A 16,703-nucleotide genomic window follows, 5' to 3' on the forward strand; every position below is an offset into this window, starting at 1 on the left:
GTCTAATTAATCATGTACCCTATATTCGTAGGGGCTAATGTTTTAAGAGAAACTTAGTTTTCGTACCTTTGTGGACTTTATAAGTAAGCAATATAAAAATTAACAATAGCAAAACTATGGCATTTGATTTAGGAATGATCAAGGCAGTATATGCCGGCATGGAAGAGCGCATTACCGCTGCCCGTCAGGCAGTTGGCCGACCGCTTACCCAAACAGAGAAAATCCTGTACGCCCACCTTTACGAAGGCAAAGCAACGCAGGGTTTTGAGCGTGGCAAGTCTTACGTGGATTTCGCCCCGGACAGGGTAGCGATGCAGGATGCAACCGCTCAGATGGCGTTGCTCCAGTTTATGCAGGCTGGCAAACCGCAGGTGGCGGTTCCATCTACCGTGCATTGCGACCACCTGATCCAGGCGCGCGTGGGCGCTGACGCTGACTTGCAGGATGCATACGATGAGAACAAGGAAGTGTATGATTTCCTGGCCTCTGTATCCAACAAATATGGTCTTGGCTTCTGGAAGCCGGGTGCGGGTATCATTCACCAGGTAGTGCTGGAGAACTATGCCTTCCCGGGTGGTATGATGATCGGAACTGACTCGCACACACCGAATGCCGGTGGTTTGGGTATGGTGGCGATTGGTGTCGGCGGTGCAGATGCCGTAGACGTAATGGCCGGCATGGCCTGGGAGCTGAAGTTCCCTAAAGTGATCGGTGTGAAACTGACTGGCAGGCTGAGCGGCTGGACTTCTCCGAAAGACGTGATCCTGAAAGTGGCTGGTATCCTGACTGTAAAAGGTGGTACGGGCGCTATCGTGGAGTATTTCGGTGACGGTGCTGAGTCGATGTCTTGTACTGGCAAGGGCACCATCTGTAACATGGGTGCTGAGATCGGGGCGACGACTTCGCTTTTCCCTTATGACCGCAAAATGCGTGAGTACCTGATGTCCACTAACCGCGAGGAGATTGCTGACATGGCCGATGAGGTAGCAGCACACCTGCGTGCCGACGACGAGGTATACGCTGACCCAGCTGCCTTCTATGACCAACTGATCGAGATCGACCTGTCTACCTTGGAGCCACACGTAAACGGCCCGTTCACGCCGGACGCAGCCTGGCCAATCTCTCAGTTCGCAGCCGTTGTTAAAGAGCACAACTGGCCAGCTAAACTAGAAGTAGGTTTGATCGGCTCATGCACCAACTCATCTTACGAAGACCTTACCCGTTCTGCTTCTATCGCCTCACAGGCAATCGAAAAGGGCTTGGTAGCCCAGGCAGAATTCACCATCACGCCAGGCTCTGAGATGGTGCGTTACACCACAGCCCGCGATGGCTTGTTGGACACATTCGCGGAAATGGGCGGTGTGGTGTTGGCAAACGCCTGCGGTCCGTGCATCGGCCAGTGGGCACGCCATACCGATGACCCGACGCGCAAGAACTCTATCATCACCTCCTTCAACCGTAACTTCGCGAAGCGTAACGACGGTAACCCGAACACACATGCGTTCGTGGCATCGCCAGAGATCGTAACTGCTTTCGCTATTGCCGGTGACCTGACTTTTAACCCGCTGACAGATACCCTGACGAACAAGGACGGCCAGCAGGTGAAATTCGATGAGCCACAGGGTATCGAGTTGCCGACTCAGGGCTTCGCTGTAGAAGACGCTGGTTATGTGGCCCCTGCTGAGGATGGCAGCCAGGTAGATGTAGTGGTAAGCCCTGCATCTGACCGCCTGCAACTGCTGGAAGGCTTTAAGCCATGGGAAGGCACTGACCTGAGAGGTCTGAAGCTGCTGATCAAGGCGCAAGGCAAGTGTACCACAGACCACATCTCGATGGCTGGCCCATGGTTGAAGTACCGCGGCCACCTCGACAACATCTCTAACAACATGTTGATCGGTGCCATCAACGCCTTTAACGGCGAGTCTAACAAGGTATACAACGACATGACCCGTGGCTATGACACCGTGCCGGCAACCGCCCGTACGTACAAAGCCGCCGGTATCGGAACGGTGGTAGTGGGAGACGAGAACTACGGTGAGGGATCTTCTCGTGAGCACGCGGCTATGGAGCCACGTCACTTAGGTGTTCGTGCCGTGATCGTGAAGTCGTTCGCGCGTATCCACGAAACTAACCTGAAGAAGCAGGGTATGCTGGGTCTGACATTCGCCAACAAAGCGGATTACGACCTGATCGAGGAGACCGATACGTTTGATATCTTGGGTCTGGAAGACTTCCAGGAAGGCAAGCCATTAAAAGTGGTTGTGCACCACGCAGATGGCAGCCAGGACAGCTTCATGGTAAACCATACCTACAACCAGGGACAGATTGAGTGGTTCAAGGCAGGCTCTGCCCTTAACCTGATCCGTCTGAAGGAAAAAGGCGCACAAGCTTAATTCTTTCCTGTTGATACTTCATTGCGAAGGCCTCCTGCAAGCAGGAGGCCTTCGTGTTTTATACCGGTTAAGTGAGGTGGTAGGAGCGAAGTACAATAACAGGGTATGAGGAACTATCAACCTTGTGGCTGTGCCTTAATGGGAGCAAAAAGAAGCATGCATAGCAGCAACGGCCTGATCATACGCTGTAACCTGAAAATATCGGGCAAGCAAAAATCCCCCTGCAGCTAACCGCAGGGGGATTTTTGCTTGATGGTTTTGATGGTATAAATAATGCCGGTTAGTCAACTCCAAGCTTTACCTGTGGCGCACCAAGATGCGTTTGGTTATGGTCGTGTTGTTGTATCGCACATGCGCAATGTAAATACCCGCGGTCAGTCTGCTCACATCGAAATGCAGGTTGCTGCCTTGTATAGAGCTGTCAGGACTTACGACTTTTCCCGTCAGGTCGGTTAGCGTTAAGTGCGGTGTGGAGGCCTTGTTGTGGGGGTCAATAGGGCCGAGCAGCGAAAGCGCGACAAAGTTGTAGGCCGGGTTAGGGTATAAGACTATTTCGTTGGCGTACACCTGCACTTGTTTCTGAGTGATGCTCTGTGTGCAGCCCATGCTGTCGGTTGCGGTGAGCGTGATGGAGTACAGGCCGGCGTTTTGGTAAGTGTGCTGTGGCTGCAGGTCCGTAGAAACTGTTCCGTCTCCGAAGTCCCAGAGAAGCGAGGCGGCGTGCTCGCTGTGGTTTACGGGGCTGATGGCGGCAGCGGTGGTGGCATATGCTTTTTCCAGGGTGAAGTTGGCTACGGGTAGCGCGGCTACCTGGTAGGTATAGGCTACCGTCGCACTCTCGAAAAGCGAATCTGCGTTGCTCACGTAAATGGTTTTATTATCAACCAGAGTGCCCAGGTTCAAAGAGTTTCCCTCGCCAATCAGGTGTTGCTTTGGTTGGTCGGTATAAAAACGGAAGTTGCTGCCTTTGTCAGGTGTTACGAGCACTGCAGCGCCTTTGCAGATGCTTTGCTGCACCCCGGAAGGAAGCGGGCCTGTCTTGATGCTTTTATACTTGGCCTGCGCGGCAGCGGCAGAGGTTCTCATGTCATCCAGGTTGTCGGCGGCCAGCACAGCAAAGGCTACCGTGCGGGTTTCGTTCGGGGCCAACTGGTAAAAAGTCTCCCCCAGCACATGCGACACGCTGTTGCCGTTTACCCCTCCGGCACGCGTGCGGCTGATGCCCCTCGAGATGATCTTGTACTTTTCTAAATCCGTGAAGCCATCATCCACAGTCACAGTGGAGTCGTTGCCGCCAACGTTGTCCGCAGCATGGTAAAGTGGAGCACCCGTATCGCTTAGCAGTTTCAGGCCAGCGTAAGGGAGTGGGGCTACGGTATTGTAGACGTAGCCCAATGCCAGTGCGCTGTCCCAGGCGGCAGCGTTTTGGGTATAATTTCCGATGTCCCAGTCTGCAAACAAGCCGGCGTGCACTTTCCTGAGGGTATCGGGGGTGATGTTGGTCAGCTGATACTCCACGATCACGTAATCCAGATCCGGGCTGCTTTTCCAGGCCGAGGCCACCTGCTTCACTTTCACGCCTGCCTTTCCCTCTCCGGCAGCAGTCATGGCCGAGCGTACCTCCTGGTCGGCTAAAGCAGTGCTGTTGTACAGCTGGATCGGGCCTGCCGATTTGTAGTTGTTATCGTTTAGCCAGTCAGCGTTATGCAGGTTATCGGAAACCCTGGTGGAGTCTGTTGCTACGATTAGTCCTCCCTCAAACAAAAGCGAAGGGCCCCCTTTGTACTGCATGCCCACGCCTTGTTTAAAGTTCAGGCCATTATAGCCCAGGTTCCCTGTATTGTTCAGGCTGATGTTGATGTTGTTGGCCGTCAGGGTAACAATGCTTGGGTTGATGACAAGCGGGATGTACTGAAAATCTGTGTAACTGTCATCGCTAAAATCCAGGCGCAAGTATACGGTATAGTTTTCGGGTGCATCTGCGGTGATGCGCAGCGTGTACGGCCGAGCCCCGGTATGGCTGGTGCTGTTGGTAGCCATTACCCCCGCAATGAAGGTGCCCTGCTCCACCTGCACGTAAGGGGAGGCAGTCGACAGGCTTACGGTCAGGTTACTGACAGGGGCCAGGTAGTTCTGGAAGCTTGCCTCCAGGAACACGGTGCTGCCTGCAGCCGCAACAGGACTGCGGGCTTCCAGTTTGGCAAGCGTGCAGCGCACCGAGCGTAGCTGTGCTTCCTTCAGGGCGCGCTTCAGGTTCAAGCGACCTTTGCCAAGTAGCCCCACGTAAGGTTGGTTGCCTGTCAGGCTATAAATGTCATCGGTGCTGACGCGTAGCCGCTCAATCGCCTGCAAGGCAGTCAGGTGCGGAAACCGTGACCTCACTAATGCTGCAGCCCCCGCCACAATAGGGGAGGCAAATGAGGTTCCCCAGGCTCCGGCATAGCTGTTGTCGCTGGTCATGTTCGGGGACAGAATGTTCTCGCTCGGCGCTGTCAGGTCTATCCGGTAATTGTAGGAATGGTCCCTGGACTTTACATCGAGGGTATTGGAGCCGCCCACCGAGAGCACATTGTCGTATGCCGCCGGGAAGATGTCCAATAATTTATTAGTGTTGCCGGCAGCGGCCACGATCAGCACGTCGTAGTCAAGGGCAGCAAAGTTGATAATGTCCTGCTCAAACTGCGATTGGCCGGTGCCGCCCCACGATAGGTTGATGACCTTACAGCCGTGGGTGGCCGCATACACAATAGCCTCATACCCCCCAAAGCGCCCGTTCTTGACAGATGAAAATACCTTAAGGGGCATGAAAAGGGTGTTATAGCCGAGGCTGGCAATGCCCTTGCCGTTGTTGGTGGCACCTGCGGCCACACCTGCCACCCCGGTGCCATGGCCTTTGTACTGTGTATCGTCAAACACATTGTTGTCCTGGTCCGAGAAATCCCAGCCTGTGTAGTTGTCCACGTAGCCATCCCCGTCGTTGTCAATGCCGTCGATAGGGTCGCTGTAATTGCGCTTTACCTTGGTGCGCAGGTCCTCGTGGCTCAGTTTGTATCCTGTGTCCAGTATCCCGATCACAACGTTTGTGTCTCCTTTCTCCACTGCCCATCCCTCATAGGCGCGCACCAGCTTAAGGTAAAACTGATTTGTTTTCAGGGAGTCTGCGTGTGGGTCGTTGGGTTGGGAAAGGGGCTCCCGGATATAAAGCGGCTCGGCATACGCCACCAGTCCGGTTGCCATGAGCGTTTGCTGTACCTCCTCCAGTTTCATGCCTGGGGCATACTGCAGCTCGTAAATCAGGGAAAGGTCTACGGTTGGGGTTCTTTTGCGGGTATTGGTTGCTGGAGCAGCTGCCTGAGCCGGGAACTTCTGGTGCACCCGTTGGGCCCCGATGTGCTCCAGGGCCCTGTTAAAGCTGCGCGCCGATGCCTGGTTTGTGCGGGCGGCCTGCGCAGCGGCGGGCTTCAGTTTATATACAATTGTGTTCGGAACCGTGTTCTCTCCAAAAGTGGCCGGGCGCTGCCCGTAAACCCAGTTAGACAAAAATAGGACTGCAACGATAGTGCAGACGCCATGCTTAAGCAAAGAGAGGAGTGGGAACATGGAGTAAATATAAAAGAGAATAGGCTTTAAATCTATTAACGGGCATGAAAATGATTTGTATTTCGTTGTGTTACAGGTTTCTAGATGTAGTTTTATTTACTTCTGCAACCAAGGCAATTTTTTAGTATCTTTCCTTAAAGCAAGTGCCCCCTGAAAGGGCAAGGCAGTGTAAAAGCGAATTGATGGCTTTATGGCGTAAATAAGCTTTTGTTGTGTTATTTTGTTGTTAATGTATATGTTTTCTATTATATAATCAAACTACTATGAATTTAAATTTAGTGGATAAGCACAATTCCACCCTCGAAGCGGCAGTTCGTGCCTTGCATGAACGCACCTTTTTCGCCCATTTCCCTGAAAACCCTTCACCGGATGTATATGGGGAGACTGCGGACAAAGATGGCCGCGAGAAATACAAGGCACAACTGAACAGGAATTTCGACGAGCTGCTGCAGCAAGACCCTGAAACATGGGTAGGGCAGGAAGAGTCGCCTTACGAGCAGCAGCCACTGGGAGTTAAGTACCCTTTCTTTTCGCCTGAAACGTTAGTGACACGTGCCGAAGAGGCTTTCCATGCATGGCGTAAGGTAAAGCCCGCAGATAGAGCGGCACTGTTGGTAGAGGCCATTGAGCGCCTGAGGGGCCGCTTTTTTGAGATTGCCTATGCCACCATGCATACCACCGGTCAGGCTTACATGATGTCGTTCCAGGCTTCGGGGCCGCACGCCGCGGACCGCGCGCTGGAGGCTGTGGCCGCTGGCTACGAGGAGCAGACACGCTTCCCGGAAGCTGTGAGTTGGGAGAAAGCGATGGGGAAATACAGCCTGAGGCTGAACAAAAGCTGGAAAGCAGTGCCAAAAGGTGTTGCCCTGGTAATTGGCTGCGCGACCTTCCCGACCTGGAACACTGTGCCGGGCATGTTTGCCAGTCTGGTAACCGGCAACCCTGTGATCGTGAAGCCACATCCGAAGGCCGTGCTGCCGATTGCCATTGTGGTGGCCGAGGTGCAGCGCGTGCTGCAGGAAAACGGGCTTAACCCCAACATCTGCCAACTTGGCGTGGATGCCGATGACCGCCTCATTACGAAAGAGCTGGCAGAGCACCCGAAGGTAAAAGTGATTGATTATACCGGCGGTTCGGCGTTCGGGAATTACCTGGAGGGCCTGCAGGGCAAAGTGATCTTCACCGAAAAAGCAGGCGTCAACTCTGTCATCCTAGACTCGATGGAGGATTTGGACAAAGTGGTGCAGAACCTGGCTTTCTCGGTGACACTGTACTCCGGGCAAATGTGCACGGCTCCGCAAAACTTCTACATCCCGGAGAGCGGGGTTGTGGTAGCAGGCGAGACCGTGCCTTATGAGCAAGTGGTGCAGAAGTTTTCGGATGCGGTTACGGCACTCGTGAACAACCCAAAGGCGGGACCGCACGTGCTGGGTGCCATTCAAAACCCCGCCACACTGGAGCGCGTGAAAGGCGCCAAGGACCTGAAAGGCAAAGAAGTGCTGAGCACCTGCGATTTTGCGCACCCGGTATTTGAGAATGCCCGCACCTGCACCCCGGTAATCTATGAAATAGACGCTACAGAAAAGGAAAGCTATAGCCGCGAGATGTTCGGGCCGGTGGTGCTCGTTGTAAAGACGAAGGATACCAGTCAATCCGTGGAGCTTGCAAAGGAGATGGCCCTGAACCATGGGGCGCTTTCCTGCGGTGCCTATACCACCGATCCTGAAATGAGGGAGTTGATCATGGATGAGATGAGCCTGGCGGGTACTTCCGTTGCCATTAACCTGACAGGGGCCACCTACCTCAACCAGAACGCCGCCTTCTCAGACTTCCACGGGACGGGCGGGAACCCGGCAGGCAATGCTTCTTTCTCTAACCCGGAGTTCGTGATCAAGCGATTTACCTGGGTAGGGTTCAGAGAGCCTGCAGCAAGCTAATTTTGCCGATAGCCTATAAAAAGGAATCCCCTGCCTTGTACGGACAGGGGATTCCTTTTTTGTTTCAGCGATGTAAGTTGCAAACCATACCCGGTAACAAGGCCATCTAAAGAGACCCGGCAGCCTTGTTACAGGGGAATTTACTTAAACAAACTGGTGATCTCTTTTTTCAGGCTCTCAAGGCCTTCCCGGAGTTCGTGCCAGCTGCTCTGGTCTTCTTTGGCGTCGGCCATTTTAGAGGCAATCAGTTCCCGCTTTTTCTCCAGCCCCGCAATGTGCTCGTGGTAGGTATGGTTCGAGTCGGCGGCAGTGGCGTTGGCGCGCCCTTTCAGCACTTTTATTTTGCTGTCCAGTTCATCCAGGCTTAGCTGTATCTCCTCGCGGGTAAGGTGCGCGGGTGCTTTCATGTTTTCGGGTTTGAGAGGGTAGTGGTCCATAGCTTTAGAAATCGTTATACCATGCCCATTGCAGGCGATTTATTGAGAGACTTGTTTCATGTAATACTTATCTCATCAAAAAAGGATATACCAAGGTCGCGTGTTTCGGGTGCTTTAAGGATATCTCTTTAATCCCGATTGTGCCTAGATGTTAAATAGCCGGGCCTGGAATTCCGTATACAAACACGATACACTAACCTGAATGACACATGAAACCAATATGCTGTTTGCTGTTCCTTCCTTTGCTCATCTGGCTTGCGGGGTGCAGGCCAGCCATACATGTCACCACCGAACCCGCCCCCGATTTCAGGCTAGGCGAGTATAAAACCTTTACTTTCTATGACATGGATGCTGCCTCAGAGCAGGGTATCGGCCAGGCATACGCCACGGAATTAGCCTCCCTGCAGCAAGCCATCGCCGCGCAACTGAAGCAGCGCGGCCTCAAACAAACCGCCTCAAGCCCGGACTTACTCGTTAACCTGGGGATTGTAGTGAAGGAGAGAGTACAGACCCGCGAGACGAATATCCTGACAGACCCGCCGCAGTATATCGGGCAGCGGCGCTATACCTGGCGCAGCCGTGAGGTTGAAGTAGGGCGTTACCAGGAAGGCACTGTGTCGGTGGACTTTGTAAACAACGAGCGAAACGAACTGGTTTGGCAGGGCACTGCAGAGGCCATCCTGAAGAGTGAGCCAGCGAAGGTGCAAGAGCAAATGCAGCGGGGTATGGCCAAATTATTTGAAGATATACCCTTGTAAGGCTTAGTGCAGGGGATTAAGCCTTACAAGGGTTTGTTTTGCCGGCAGCTTTCGTGAGGCGTTCGTTTATCGTTTTGCCTAACCCGTAGTCCGGCAGTCTTTCCGCGATGATGCATGTCAGGTTCAGGGCGTCCAGCCGGTGCAGGGCTTGGTACAAGTTACGCGCAGCCTCCCTTACATTGCCTGACTCAGATAGTATGGCCAGATGCTCTTGCGGGACATCTTTAACAGCTCGGTTAAACGTGATCATGCCTGTAGCGCTAAGGTCAGCGTTCTGAAGCAGGTCTTCTGGTTTATCTGCCAGGTAAAAGGACGTTCGGGGCGAGTAGTGAAAAAGCAGCATGCCCGGGCCCACCGGATGGCTGTCAATTTTCTGGTGCATTTTGACTTCGCCTACCACTTCCGCTATCTCTTCTGGCGCAATGGCCCCCAAACGATAAATAACCGGTACATCTTCCTCAAAGCCAACAATAGTAGATTCGAGCCCCTGTTGGCACGGGCCACCCTCCAGTATATATGGAATCTTGTTTCCGATTTGCTGCTCCACGTGCTCGGTGTGGGTAGGGCTTATGTAGCAAAACGGATTGGCACTTGGGGCCGCCAACGGGAAATCTATCTGTTGCAACAGCTGTAAAGTGAGGGGGTGGTTCGGTACACGTATGGCAACCTGTGGCAAAGAGGCCGTGACCAGGTGCGGGACGATGTCCTTTTTAGGCAACAGCAACGTCAAAGGCCCGGGCCAAAACGCATCGATCAGCTTTTGTGCTAAAGCAGGAACCGCTGACACATACTTATGCAAATCATCGCTGCTACCGATATGGAGGATCAGGGGGTTATAATGCGGCCTGCCCTTCACCCTGAAAATTTCCTCCACGGCCTGCTGGTCTAAGGCGTTTGCCGCCAGGCCATACACCGTTTCCGTTGGGATCGCGACAACCTTTCCCTCTCTTAGCAACTGCGCAGCGCGTTGAATGTCCTGACCAATAGCAGCCATACCTATATGCTTTAGCTTTACGGGAAGTACCACATTACTTCACCCTACAAAGGTATGCAAGCCGCGTTATAAGCGCCTATTTATATTCTTTATGCAAGGCATAAGATGTGCTTATAGGTATGGCTAATTTCGGGTTCGCATTTAGCGAATCAAATTAAATTTAACAGGCTGAGGATTGACTTAGAATTGATCGAGCCAACCGAACCATTCCTGCATAATGCGGCTTTTTTCGTGCTCGATATACTTTAGGAAGGCCGCAGCCACCGGAGAAAAGCTTTTGTTTTTAAGCCAGATAATGTTCCAGGTCGAGTTGATGGGGAAGCCCTTGACGGGTATGATCTGCAGGTCGCCGTTCGTCAATTCGTTTTTGATGCCTATCAGGGGCATAATGGAATAGCCGAGCCCGGCGATCACAGCTTGCTTCACGGCCTCGTTAGAGGTGAGTTCCAGCTTATTGATAACAGCCAGGTTGTTCTGCTTGATAAACTTCTCCATACTGTGGCGGGTGCCCGAGCCCTGCTCACGGTAAATCAGCGGCATTTGCTCCAGCAGGCTCTGCTCGTGCGTTTTCCCCCGGAAGGCTTGTCCCTTGCCGCCCACCAGGTAGAGTTTGTTCTCCATCAACTCAATTTTCTCTGTCTGCAGATTGTCCGGCAACACCGACACCAGCGAGAAATCGACCTCATTTTGCTTCAGGCTTTCAATCACCTTGGTCTTGTTGGTCACATCCAGCACCAACTCTACCCCGCTGTGCTGCTTCAGAAAATCCGACAGGAAGTAGGGCATCACGTACTTGCCCGTCGAGACCACCGTGATCTTCAGCCGGCCAATCAATTGCCCTTTGTGCGCCTGTGTTTTGTAATTGATGGCATGCACCTCATTCAGGATCTTCTCTGCCGCCTCAGCTATCTCCTTTCCAAAATCCGTGATGAATATCTTCCTGCCCACTACTTCTGTAAGCGGAATGTCAAACTGGTCCTGCAGGTTTTTAAGTTGGATGGATACAGCCGGTTGAGTTAAGTGCAATTCCTCTGCCGCTTTGGTAATGCTCATGGTCTGCGTGATTTTCAGAAACACCTGAAGCTGGTGCAGGGTATAGTTCATAAGTTTTATTTATGGGTTTCATTAAAAGTATATATTTTTATTTATGTAAGCAAATGCGGAGGTTTGTATCGCCGAATGACACAACGGGCAGGCAGTCATGAGAAGGGGGCTTATGCACCGAAGCAGGAAATCAAATAGGGGAGAGGGGGCATAAGTAGTAAGTCATACACCAGGCACAGGCATAAACCAAAACCAATTATAAACCAAAACGATACATGAAGCCTTTTATCACCCTCTTGAACGTGCTGCTGCTGGCAATCTGCCTGCTGACTGCAGTTGTAAACCAGGACCCCATCCTTACTGAATTCCTGAAAGGGGCTGTCCTGCTGCTGTTCCTGAATGTATTTCGCTTAAACACTAATTCAACCCTTAACTTATAATCAAATTACCATGAACACATTCGATCTGATTGCCGGTGAGTACACGCCCCTGGAGGCCAAAGAAATTCTTTTCAAGACGATTGAGAGCAAGATAAACTTTCATGAACTGAAGAGCTTTAGCTCGCTGATGCGGTTAGGCTATGCCGATGAAAAATCGGAAGCACGGCTGGAAGAACTAAGAGAAGCTAAAAAACAAGTTATTGCCATGGTTGAGAAAGCAACCCAGGAAAACACCACCTTGAAAATACAGGCGACAGTACATGTCGTGCCTGGCCCCACTCTTCAAAGCTCAGCCCATGTTCAACGGCAGGAAGTTGTTAATAGCAACTAAGCATCAGAAAGAGCAGGTAATTTCCCCCTTGTTTCAGCAAGGTTTGGGAGTTACCTGCGTTATTGCCCAGAATTTCGACACAGATGTGTTTGGCACCTTTTGCGGGAAGGTAGAAAGAAAGGCAGACCCCTTAACTACAGTCCGGAAGAAATGCCTGGAAGCCATGGCCTTTTCCGGTCATGATCTGGCCATCGCCAGCGAAGGCTCATTTGGGCCGCACCCACAACTCTTCTTCCTGCAAGCAGATGAGGAGGTGCTGATGCTGATCGACAAGAAGCATAACCTGGAGATTACGGTGCGGGAGTTAAGCGCAGATACCAACTTTGGGGGCGAGGAAATCTTTAATGAGATGGAGCTGCTTGAGTTCGCCGAACGGGCGCTGTTTCCCTCTCACGGGTTGATTGTCCGGAAGCCGGGAAGCCATAATGCGGATGCCGTGAAGGGTATAACCGACTGGGAGTTGCTCCTCGACTCCTTCCGAAGCCTGCAGCAGAAGCACGGGGTGGTATATGTCGAGACAGACATGCGGGCCATGTATAACCCCACCCGTATGGCCGTGATCGAAAAGGCTGCCCAGAAACTGTTGCAGAAGGTAAACTCCTGCTGCCCGAAATGCGATATCCCTGGGTTTGCCGTTACAGAGGTTACCCAGGGTTTGCCCTGCGACCATTGCCGTTTCCCTACCCAGTCAATCCTTGGGTATAAGTATACTTGCCAGCACTGTAACTTTGTGCAGGTAGAGAACTACCCACATCAAAAAGCGACCGAAGACCCCATGTACTGCAGCCTCTGTAACCCTTAACGGCACTATGCACACGTAAGGGGTATGGAACCGGGAGATGTAACAGTCAGGAATAGGAAGGGCAGGCCGTAGCGCACTTGTCCTGCACCGCCACTACCCAGCCAATTACAATAAGCGCGGGATAGGTGAGCTGATGGTCCTGAATAAGCTGCGGGAGGTTTTTTACCTTGCCAACCGCTGATTTCCGATGCGGCAGGGAGGCATGCTGGATCACGGCCACAGGCATGTCGCCCTTGCCCTCCTGCACGTAAGTTGCGGCAATCTCCGCAGCCTTTTTCATGCCCATGTATATAACCACGGTGGCATTGCTCTGCATCGACAGGCGCAGGTCCCTGGAAAGGGAGCCGTCTTTCTTGGTGCCCGTAATAGCCCATACCCCCTCGCTGACCGCCCGGTGCGTGAGCGGTATATCTTCAAAGCCGCTCGCCTGCATACTCGTGATACCCGGAATATAATGCGTGCGTATACCATGCGCGCGGGCATAAAGCACCTCCTCAAAACCGCGCCCGAATATGTAAGGGTCGCCGCCCTTCAGCCGCACCACCATGCCTTTGGTCAAAGCCTTCTCTTTGATGAGCTCATGAATGGTTTCCTGGGGGGTATAATCTCCATAGGGCATTTTTCCTACATAGATGTGCTCACAGTCGGGTTTGGTAATATCAAGCAGTTCCTGGTTTGCCAGGTTATCATAGAGTATTACCGCTGCCTGCTGTAATACCCGGTAGGCTTTCATAGTGAGGAGTTCTGGGTCTCCTGGGCCAGCGCCCACCACATATAATTCTGGTGTCTGTAGTTGTCCGGACATAAATGTATTTACGGTTAAGGGCACTATAAGCTGCGCAGCCTTAAAATTGGGCATCAGCAATCCACCTCAATCAGCCAGCATTGTTCGGCTTTAGCTTCCCTTTCATATAGTTCCTCCCGCTCTTGCCTCTACCTGTTTCTGTAAGGTTAAGCATGAAGGATGTTTTGAGTGTATTATTAAAAAAGCATAAGTTATGTCTAAATAAGGTATAAAATAGAATAGGTCCAAATATAAAGGTGGTATTGATGATTTTAAGTGTGATTAAGAAATTATACCCTCTATTTATAAAGGGTGGTTAGTGTAAATATGTTAAATAATAATTTATGGTACCTTGATTATGTGGGGTAATTAAAAATTCGCAAGTTTTTTTCAAGGTTTCACAATATGGGTATTGTTCAATTAAACCACGTTGAACTGGCGAATTTTGCTGTAATTGTTAAAATTTTAATAATCAGGATAGTTGTTGTAGTGGTTGCAATGGATGACAGCTATTTTGATAATTTGTTAACGGTTGTTAAGTTTGGTTAATAAAATCATTAATAATAATGCTTTTATGTGCAATACGGAGTAAGGATAGCAAGCTTTGTAAGGCAGCAAATGATAAGCTGACACAGCTAAGTGGCGAATAAAATTGAATATTATGAATAAGCCCCGGCAAACAATAGTGGTAGTAGGCAACGGAATGGTTGGCTACAAATTCTGCGAGAAACTACGCAAGAAAGACGCAGCGTTCGATATCGTCGTGTTCGGAGAGGAGCCGCGCCATGCCTACGACCGCGTGCACCTGAGCGAGTACTTCAATGGCAAGTCGGCGGACGATCTTTCGATGTCGCACCTGGACTGGTATAGCGAAAACGGCATTACCCTGCACCTGGGCGAAACCATCACGGAGATCAACCGCGCTGAGAAGATTATCCATTCCCAGAAGGGGGTATCCCAACCGTACGATTACCTGGTGCTGGCCACGGGCTCGTCGGCCTTTGTGCCTGATATACCGGGGGTGGAGAAGGACGGCGTATTTGTATACCGCACCATCGAAGACCTCGACCTGATCCAGGCCTACGCCAAAGTAGCCCGCCGGGGAGCCGTGCTGGGCGGCGGCCTGCTGGGGCTGGAGGCGGCCAAAGCGCTGATTGACCTGGGCCTGGAGGAAGCGCACGTAATTGAGTTCGCCTCCCGCCTGATGCCCCGGCAGATAGATTCGGCAGGCAGCCGCATGCTGCAATCCAAGCTGGAGTCGCTGGGCCTGAAGATACACCTCAATAAGAGCACCAGCAGCATACAGGGAGCCGACAACATCAAAGGCGTGCAGTTCGCTGACGAAACCGCCCTGGAGGTGGACATGCTGGTGATCTCGGCGGGTATACGTCCGCGCGACGAGCTGGCCAGACTGGCCGGACTGGAGACAGGCACGCGTGGCGGCATCGTGGTGAACGAGCAGATGCAGACCAGCGACCCCAGCATCTTCGCCATCGGCGAGTGCGCCCTGTACGACGGGATGATCTACGGGCTGGTGGCACCGGGGTATGAGATGGCCGAAGTGGTGGCCACGCAGCTAAGCGCCGGCCAGCGGGAATTCACGGGCTACGACATGAGCACCAAACTGAAGCTCATCGGGGTGGACGTGGCTAGCTTCGGCGATCCCTTCGTGACCGAGCCCGACAGCCGCTCCATCGTGTTCGAGGACGCGCATAAAGGCGTGTACAAGCGCATCAACATCAGCACCGACGGCAAATACCTGCTGGGAGGCGTGCTGATCGGGGATGCTGATGCCTATAATATCCTGCTGCAAACGGTGAACAACAAGCTCGTGCTGCCGCCAAACCCCGAAGACCTGATTCTGGGGGCAAGAGGCGGCGAGGCGGCTGGTGGTGCCGGTGTAACGGCTTTGCCGGACGAGGCCCTGATCTGTTCCTGCGAGGCCGTGTCGAAAGGCGCTATATGCGGTGCCGTGACAGACCTGAACGTGACCAGCGTGGATGGAATGAAGAAGTGCAACAAGGCCGGTACGGGCTGTGGCGGCTGTGTGCCGCTAGTGAAAGACCTCATCCACGAAACCCTGAAAGCCAACGGCACCTACATCAAGAACGTGGTGTGCGAGCACTTCGACCTGTCGCGCCAGGAACTCTTCGACCTGGTGAAAATGAACAGCATCAAGACCTACGACGATACCCTGGACCAGCTGGGCAAGGGCGACGGCTGCGAGGTATGCAAGCCGGTGGTGGCCAGCATCCTGGCCAGCCTCTGGAACGACGTGATCGTGAAGCAGCACACCATCCAGGACAGCAACGACCGCTACCTGGCCAACATCCAGAAAGGCGGCTCTTACTCGGTGGTGCCGCGCATACCGGGCGGCGAGATAACACCGGATAAACTGATCGTGATCGGGCAGGTGGCCAAGAAATACGGGCTCTACACCAAGATCACGGGTGGTCAGCGCATCGACCTGTTCGGCGCGCATGTCAGCGACCTACCGGATATCTGGGAAGAACTGATTGACGCCGGCTTTGAGAGCGGACACGCCTACGGCAAAGCCCTGCGCACCGTCAAGAGCTGTGTGGGCAGCACCTGGTGCCGCTTCGGCCTGCACGACTCGGTGTCGTTTGCCATTGAGGTGGAGGAGCGCTACCGCGGCATCCGGGCCCCCCACAAGATAAAGGGCGGCGTGAGCGGCTGCGTGCGCGAGTGCGCCGAGGCACAGTCAAAGGACTTCGGCATCATCGCCACCGAAAAGGGCTGGAACCTGTATGTGGGCGGGAACGGCGGCTCCAAGCCGCAGCATGCCCAACTGCTGGCCACCGACATTGACAAGGAGACCTGTGTCAAGTACCTCGACCGCTTCCTGATGTTCTACATCAAAACCGCCGACTCCCTTACCCGCACCGCCACCTGGCTCAACAAGATGGAGGGGGGCATGAGTTACCTCAAGAATGTGATCATCAACGACAGCCTGGGTATAAACGAGCAGCTCGAAACTGAGATGGCCGCCCTGGTAAACAGCTACCATTGCGAGTGGAAAGAGGTGGTGGACAACCCGGACCTGCGCAAGCAGTTCTCACACTTCGTGAACGCCCCGAAAGAGAAGGACCCGAACCTGCAATTCGACAGCATGCGCGAGCAGGTGAAAGCCAAAGAGTGGTAGCCTTCCATTTTTAGTAGCAT

12 protein-coding genes are annotated in these 16,703 nt (G+C 52.9%); 7 read left to right on the plus strand and 5 right to left on the minus strand.

Annotated features, from left to right (window positions below):
* The first annotated feature begins 116 nt into the window (after positions 1-116).
* Positions 117-2,393 carry an aconitate hydratase gene (locus ACXYMU_RS05380; RefSeq protein ID WP_458985337.1) on the plus strand — a complete coding sequence of 759 codons (2,277 nt, stop codon included), beginning with the start codon at positions 117-119 and terminating at the stop codon, positions 2,391-2,393.
* Between the two features lie 297 nt (positions 2,394-2,690).
* Here the strand turns inward: ACXYMU_RS05380 and ACXYMU_RS05385 are convergent, their stop codons facing one another.
* The gene (locus tag ACXYMU_RS05385) at positions 2,691-5,933 is read right to left on the minus strand and encodes a S8 family serine peptidase (protein ID WP_458985338.1); all 3,243 of its coding nucleotides are present in this window, start codon (positions 5,931-5,933) and stop codon (positions 2,691-2,693) included.
* Positions 5,934-6,256: 323 nt separating this feature from the next.
* On the opposite strand from ACXYMU_RS05385, the gene paaN reads away from it, so the two are divergent.
* Positions 6,257-7,930 carry a phenylacetic acid degradation protein PaaN gene (gene paaN / locus ACXYMU_RS05390; RefSeq protein ID WP_458985339.1) on the plus strand — a complete coding sequence of 558 codons (1,674 nt, stop codon included), beginning with the start codon at positions 6,257-6,259 and terminating at the stop codon, positions 7,928-7,930.
* A 140-nt stretch (positions 7,931-8,070) separates the two neighbouring features.
* On the opposite strand, the gene ACXYMU_RS05395 is transcribed toward paaN, so the two are convergent.
* Complete coding sequence (locus tag ACXYMU_RS05395) at positions 8,071-8,367, minus strand: sll1863 family stress response protein (RefSeq protein WP_458985340.1); 297 nt, start codon at positions 8,365-8,367, stop codon at positions 8,071-8,073.
* 209 nt (positions 8,368-8,576) lie between these two features.
* Here ACXYMU_RS05395 and ACXYMU_RS05400 point away from each other — a divergent pair, with 209 nt between their 5' ends.
* The gene (locus ACXYMU_RS05400) at positions 8,577-9,125 is read left to right on the plus strand and encodes a DUF4136 domain-containing protein (RefSeq protein WP_458985341.1); all 549 of its coding nucleotides are present in this window, start codon (positions 8,577-8,579) and stop codon (positions 9,123-9,125) included.
* A gap of 16 nt (positions 9,126-9,141) precedes the next feature.
* Here ACXYMU_RS05400 and ACXYMU_RS05405 read toward each other — a convergent pair whose 3' ends face one another.
* Both ACXYMU_RS05405 and ACXYMU_RS05410 read right to left on the minus strand, forming a co-directional pair.
* On the minus strand, positions 9,142-10,119 hold the full coding sequence (locus ACXYMU_RS05405; RefSeq protein WP_458985342.1) for an L-threonylcarbamoyladenylate synthase: 978 nt from the start codon (positions 10,117-10,119) through the stop codon (positions 9,142-9,144).
* Between the two features lie 180 nt (positions 10,120-10,299).
* Positions 10,300-11,223, minus strand: coding sequence for a LysR family transcriptional regulator (locus tag ACXYMU_RS05410; RefSeq protein ID WP_458985343.1), 924 nt, complete (start codon positions 11,221-11,223; stop codon positions 10,300-10,302).
* Between the two features lie 215 nt (positions 11,224-11,438).
* Here ACXYMU_RS05410 and ACXYMU_RS05415 point away from each other — a divergent pair, with 215 nt between their 5' ends.
* The 3 genes from ACXYMU_RS05415 to ACXYMU_RS05425 are packed head-to-tail and all read left to right on the plus strand — an operon-like array spanning position 11,439 to position 12,736.
* Complete coding sequence (locus ACXYMU_RS05415; protein ID WP_458985344.1) at positions 11,439-11,603, plus strand: hypothetical protein; 165 nt, start codon at positions 11,439-11,441, stop codon at positions 11,601-11,603.
* A 10-nt stretch (positions 11,604-11,613) separates the two neighbouring features.
* Entirely contained in the window at positions 11,614-11,934 is a 321-nt protein-coding gene (locus tag ACXYMU_RS05420) for a hypothetical protein (RefSeq protein ID WP_458985345.1), read from the plus strand.
* The gene (locus ACXYMU_RS05425) at positions 11,918-12,736 is read left to right on the plus strand and encodes a DUF6671 family protein (RefSeq protein WP_458985346.1); all 819 of its coding nucleotides are present in this window, start codon (positions 11,918-11,920) and stop codon (positions 12,734-12,736) included. The genes ACXYMU_RS05420 and ACXYMU_RS05425 overlap by 17 nt, the downstream gene beginning before the upstream one ends.
* A gap of 46 nt (positions 12,737-12,782) precedes the next feature.
* Here ACXYMU_RS05425 and cobA read toward each other — a convergent pair whose 3' ends face one another.
* Entirely contained in the window at positions 12,783-13,541 is a 759-nt protein-coding gene (gene cobA, locus ACXYMU_RS05430; RefSeq protein ID WP_458985347.1) for a uroporphyrinogen-III C-methyltransferase, read from the minus strand.
* A 640-nt stretch (positions 13,542-14,181) separates the two neighbouring features.
* Here cobA and nirB point away from each other — a divergent pair.
* Positions 14,182-16,683 (plus strand): nitrite reductase large subunit NirB, encoded by a 2,502-nt coding sequence (gene nirB, locus ACXYMU_RS05435; RefSeq protein ID WP_458985348.1) that lies wholly within the window; start codon positions 14,182-14,184, stop codon positions 16,681-16,683.
* Positions 16,684-16,703: the final 20 nt, after the last annotated feature.

The organism is Pontibacter sp. CAU 1760 (assembly GCF_054482735.1).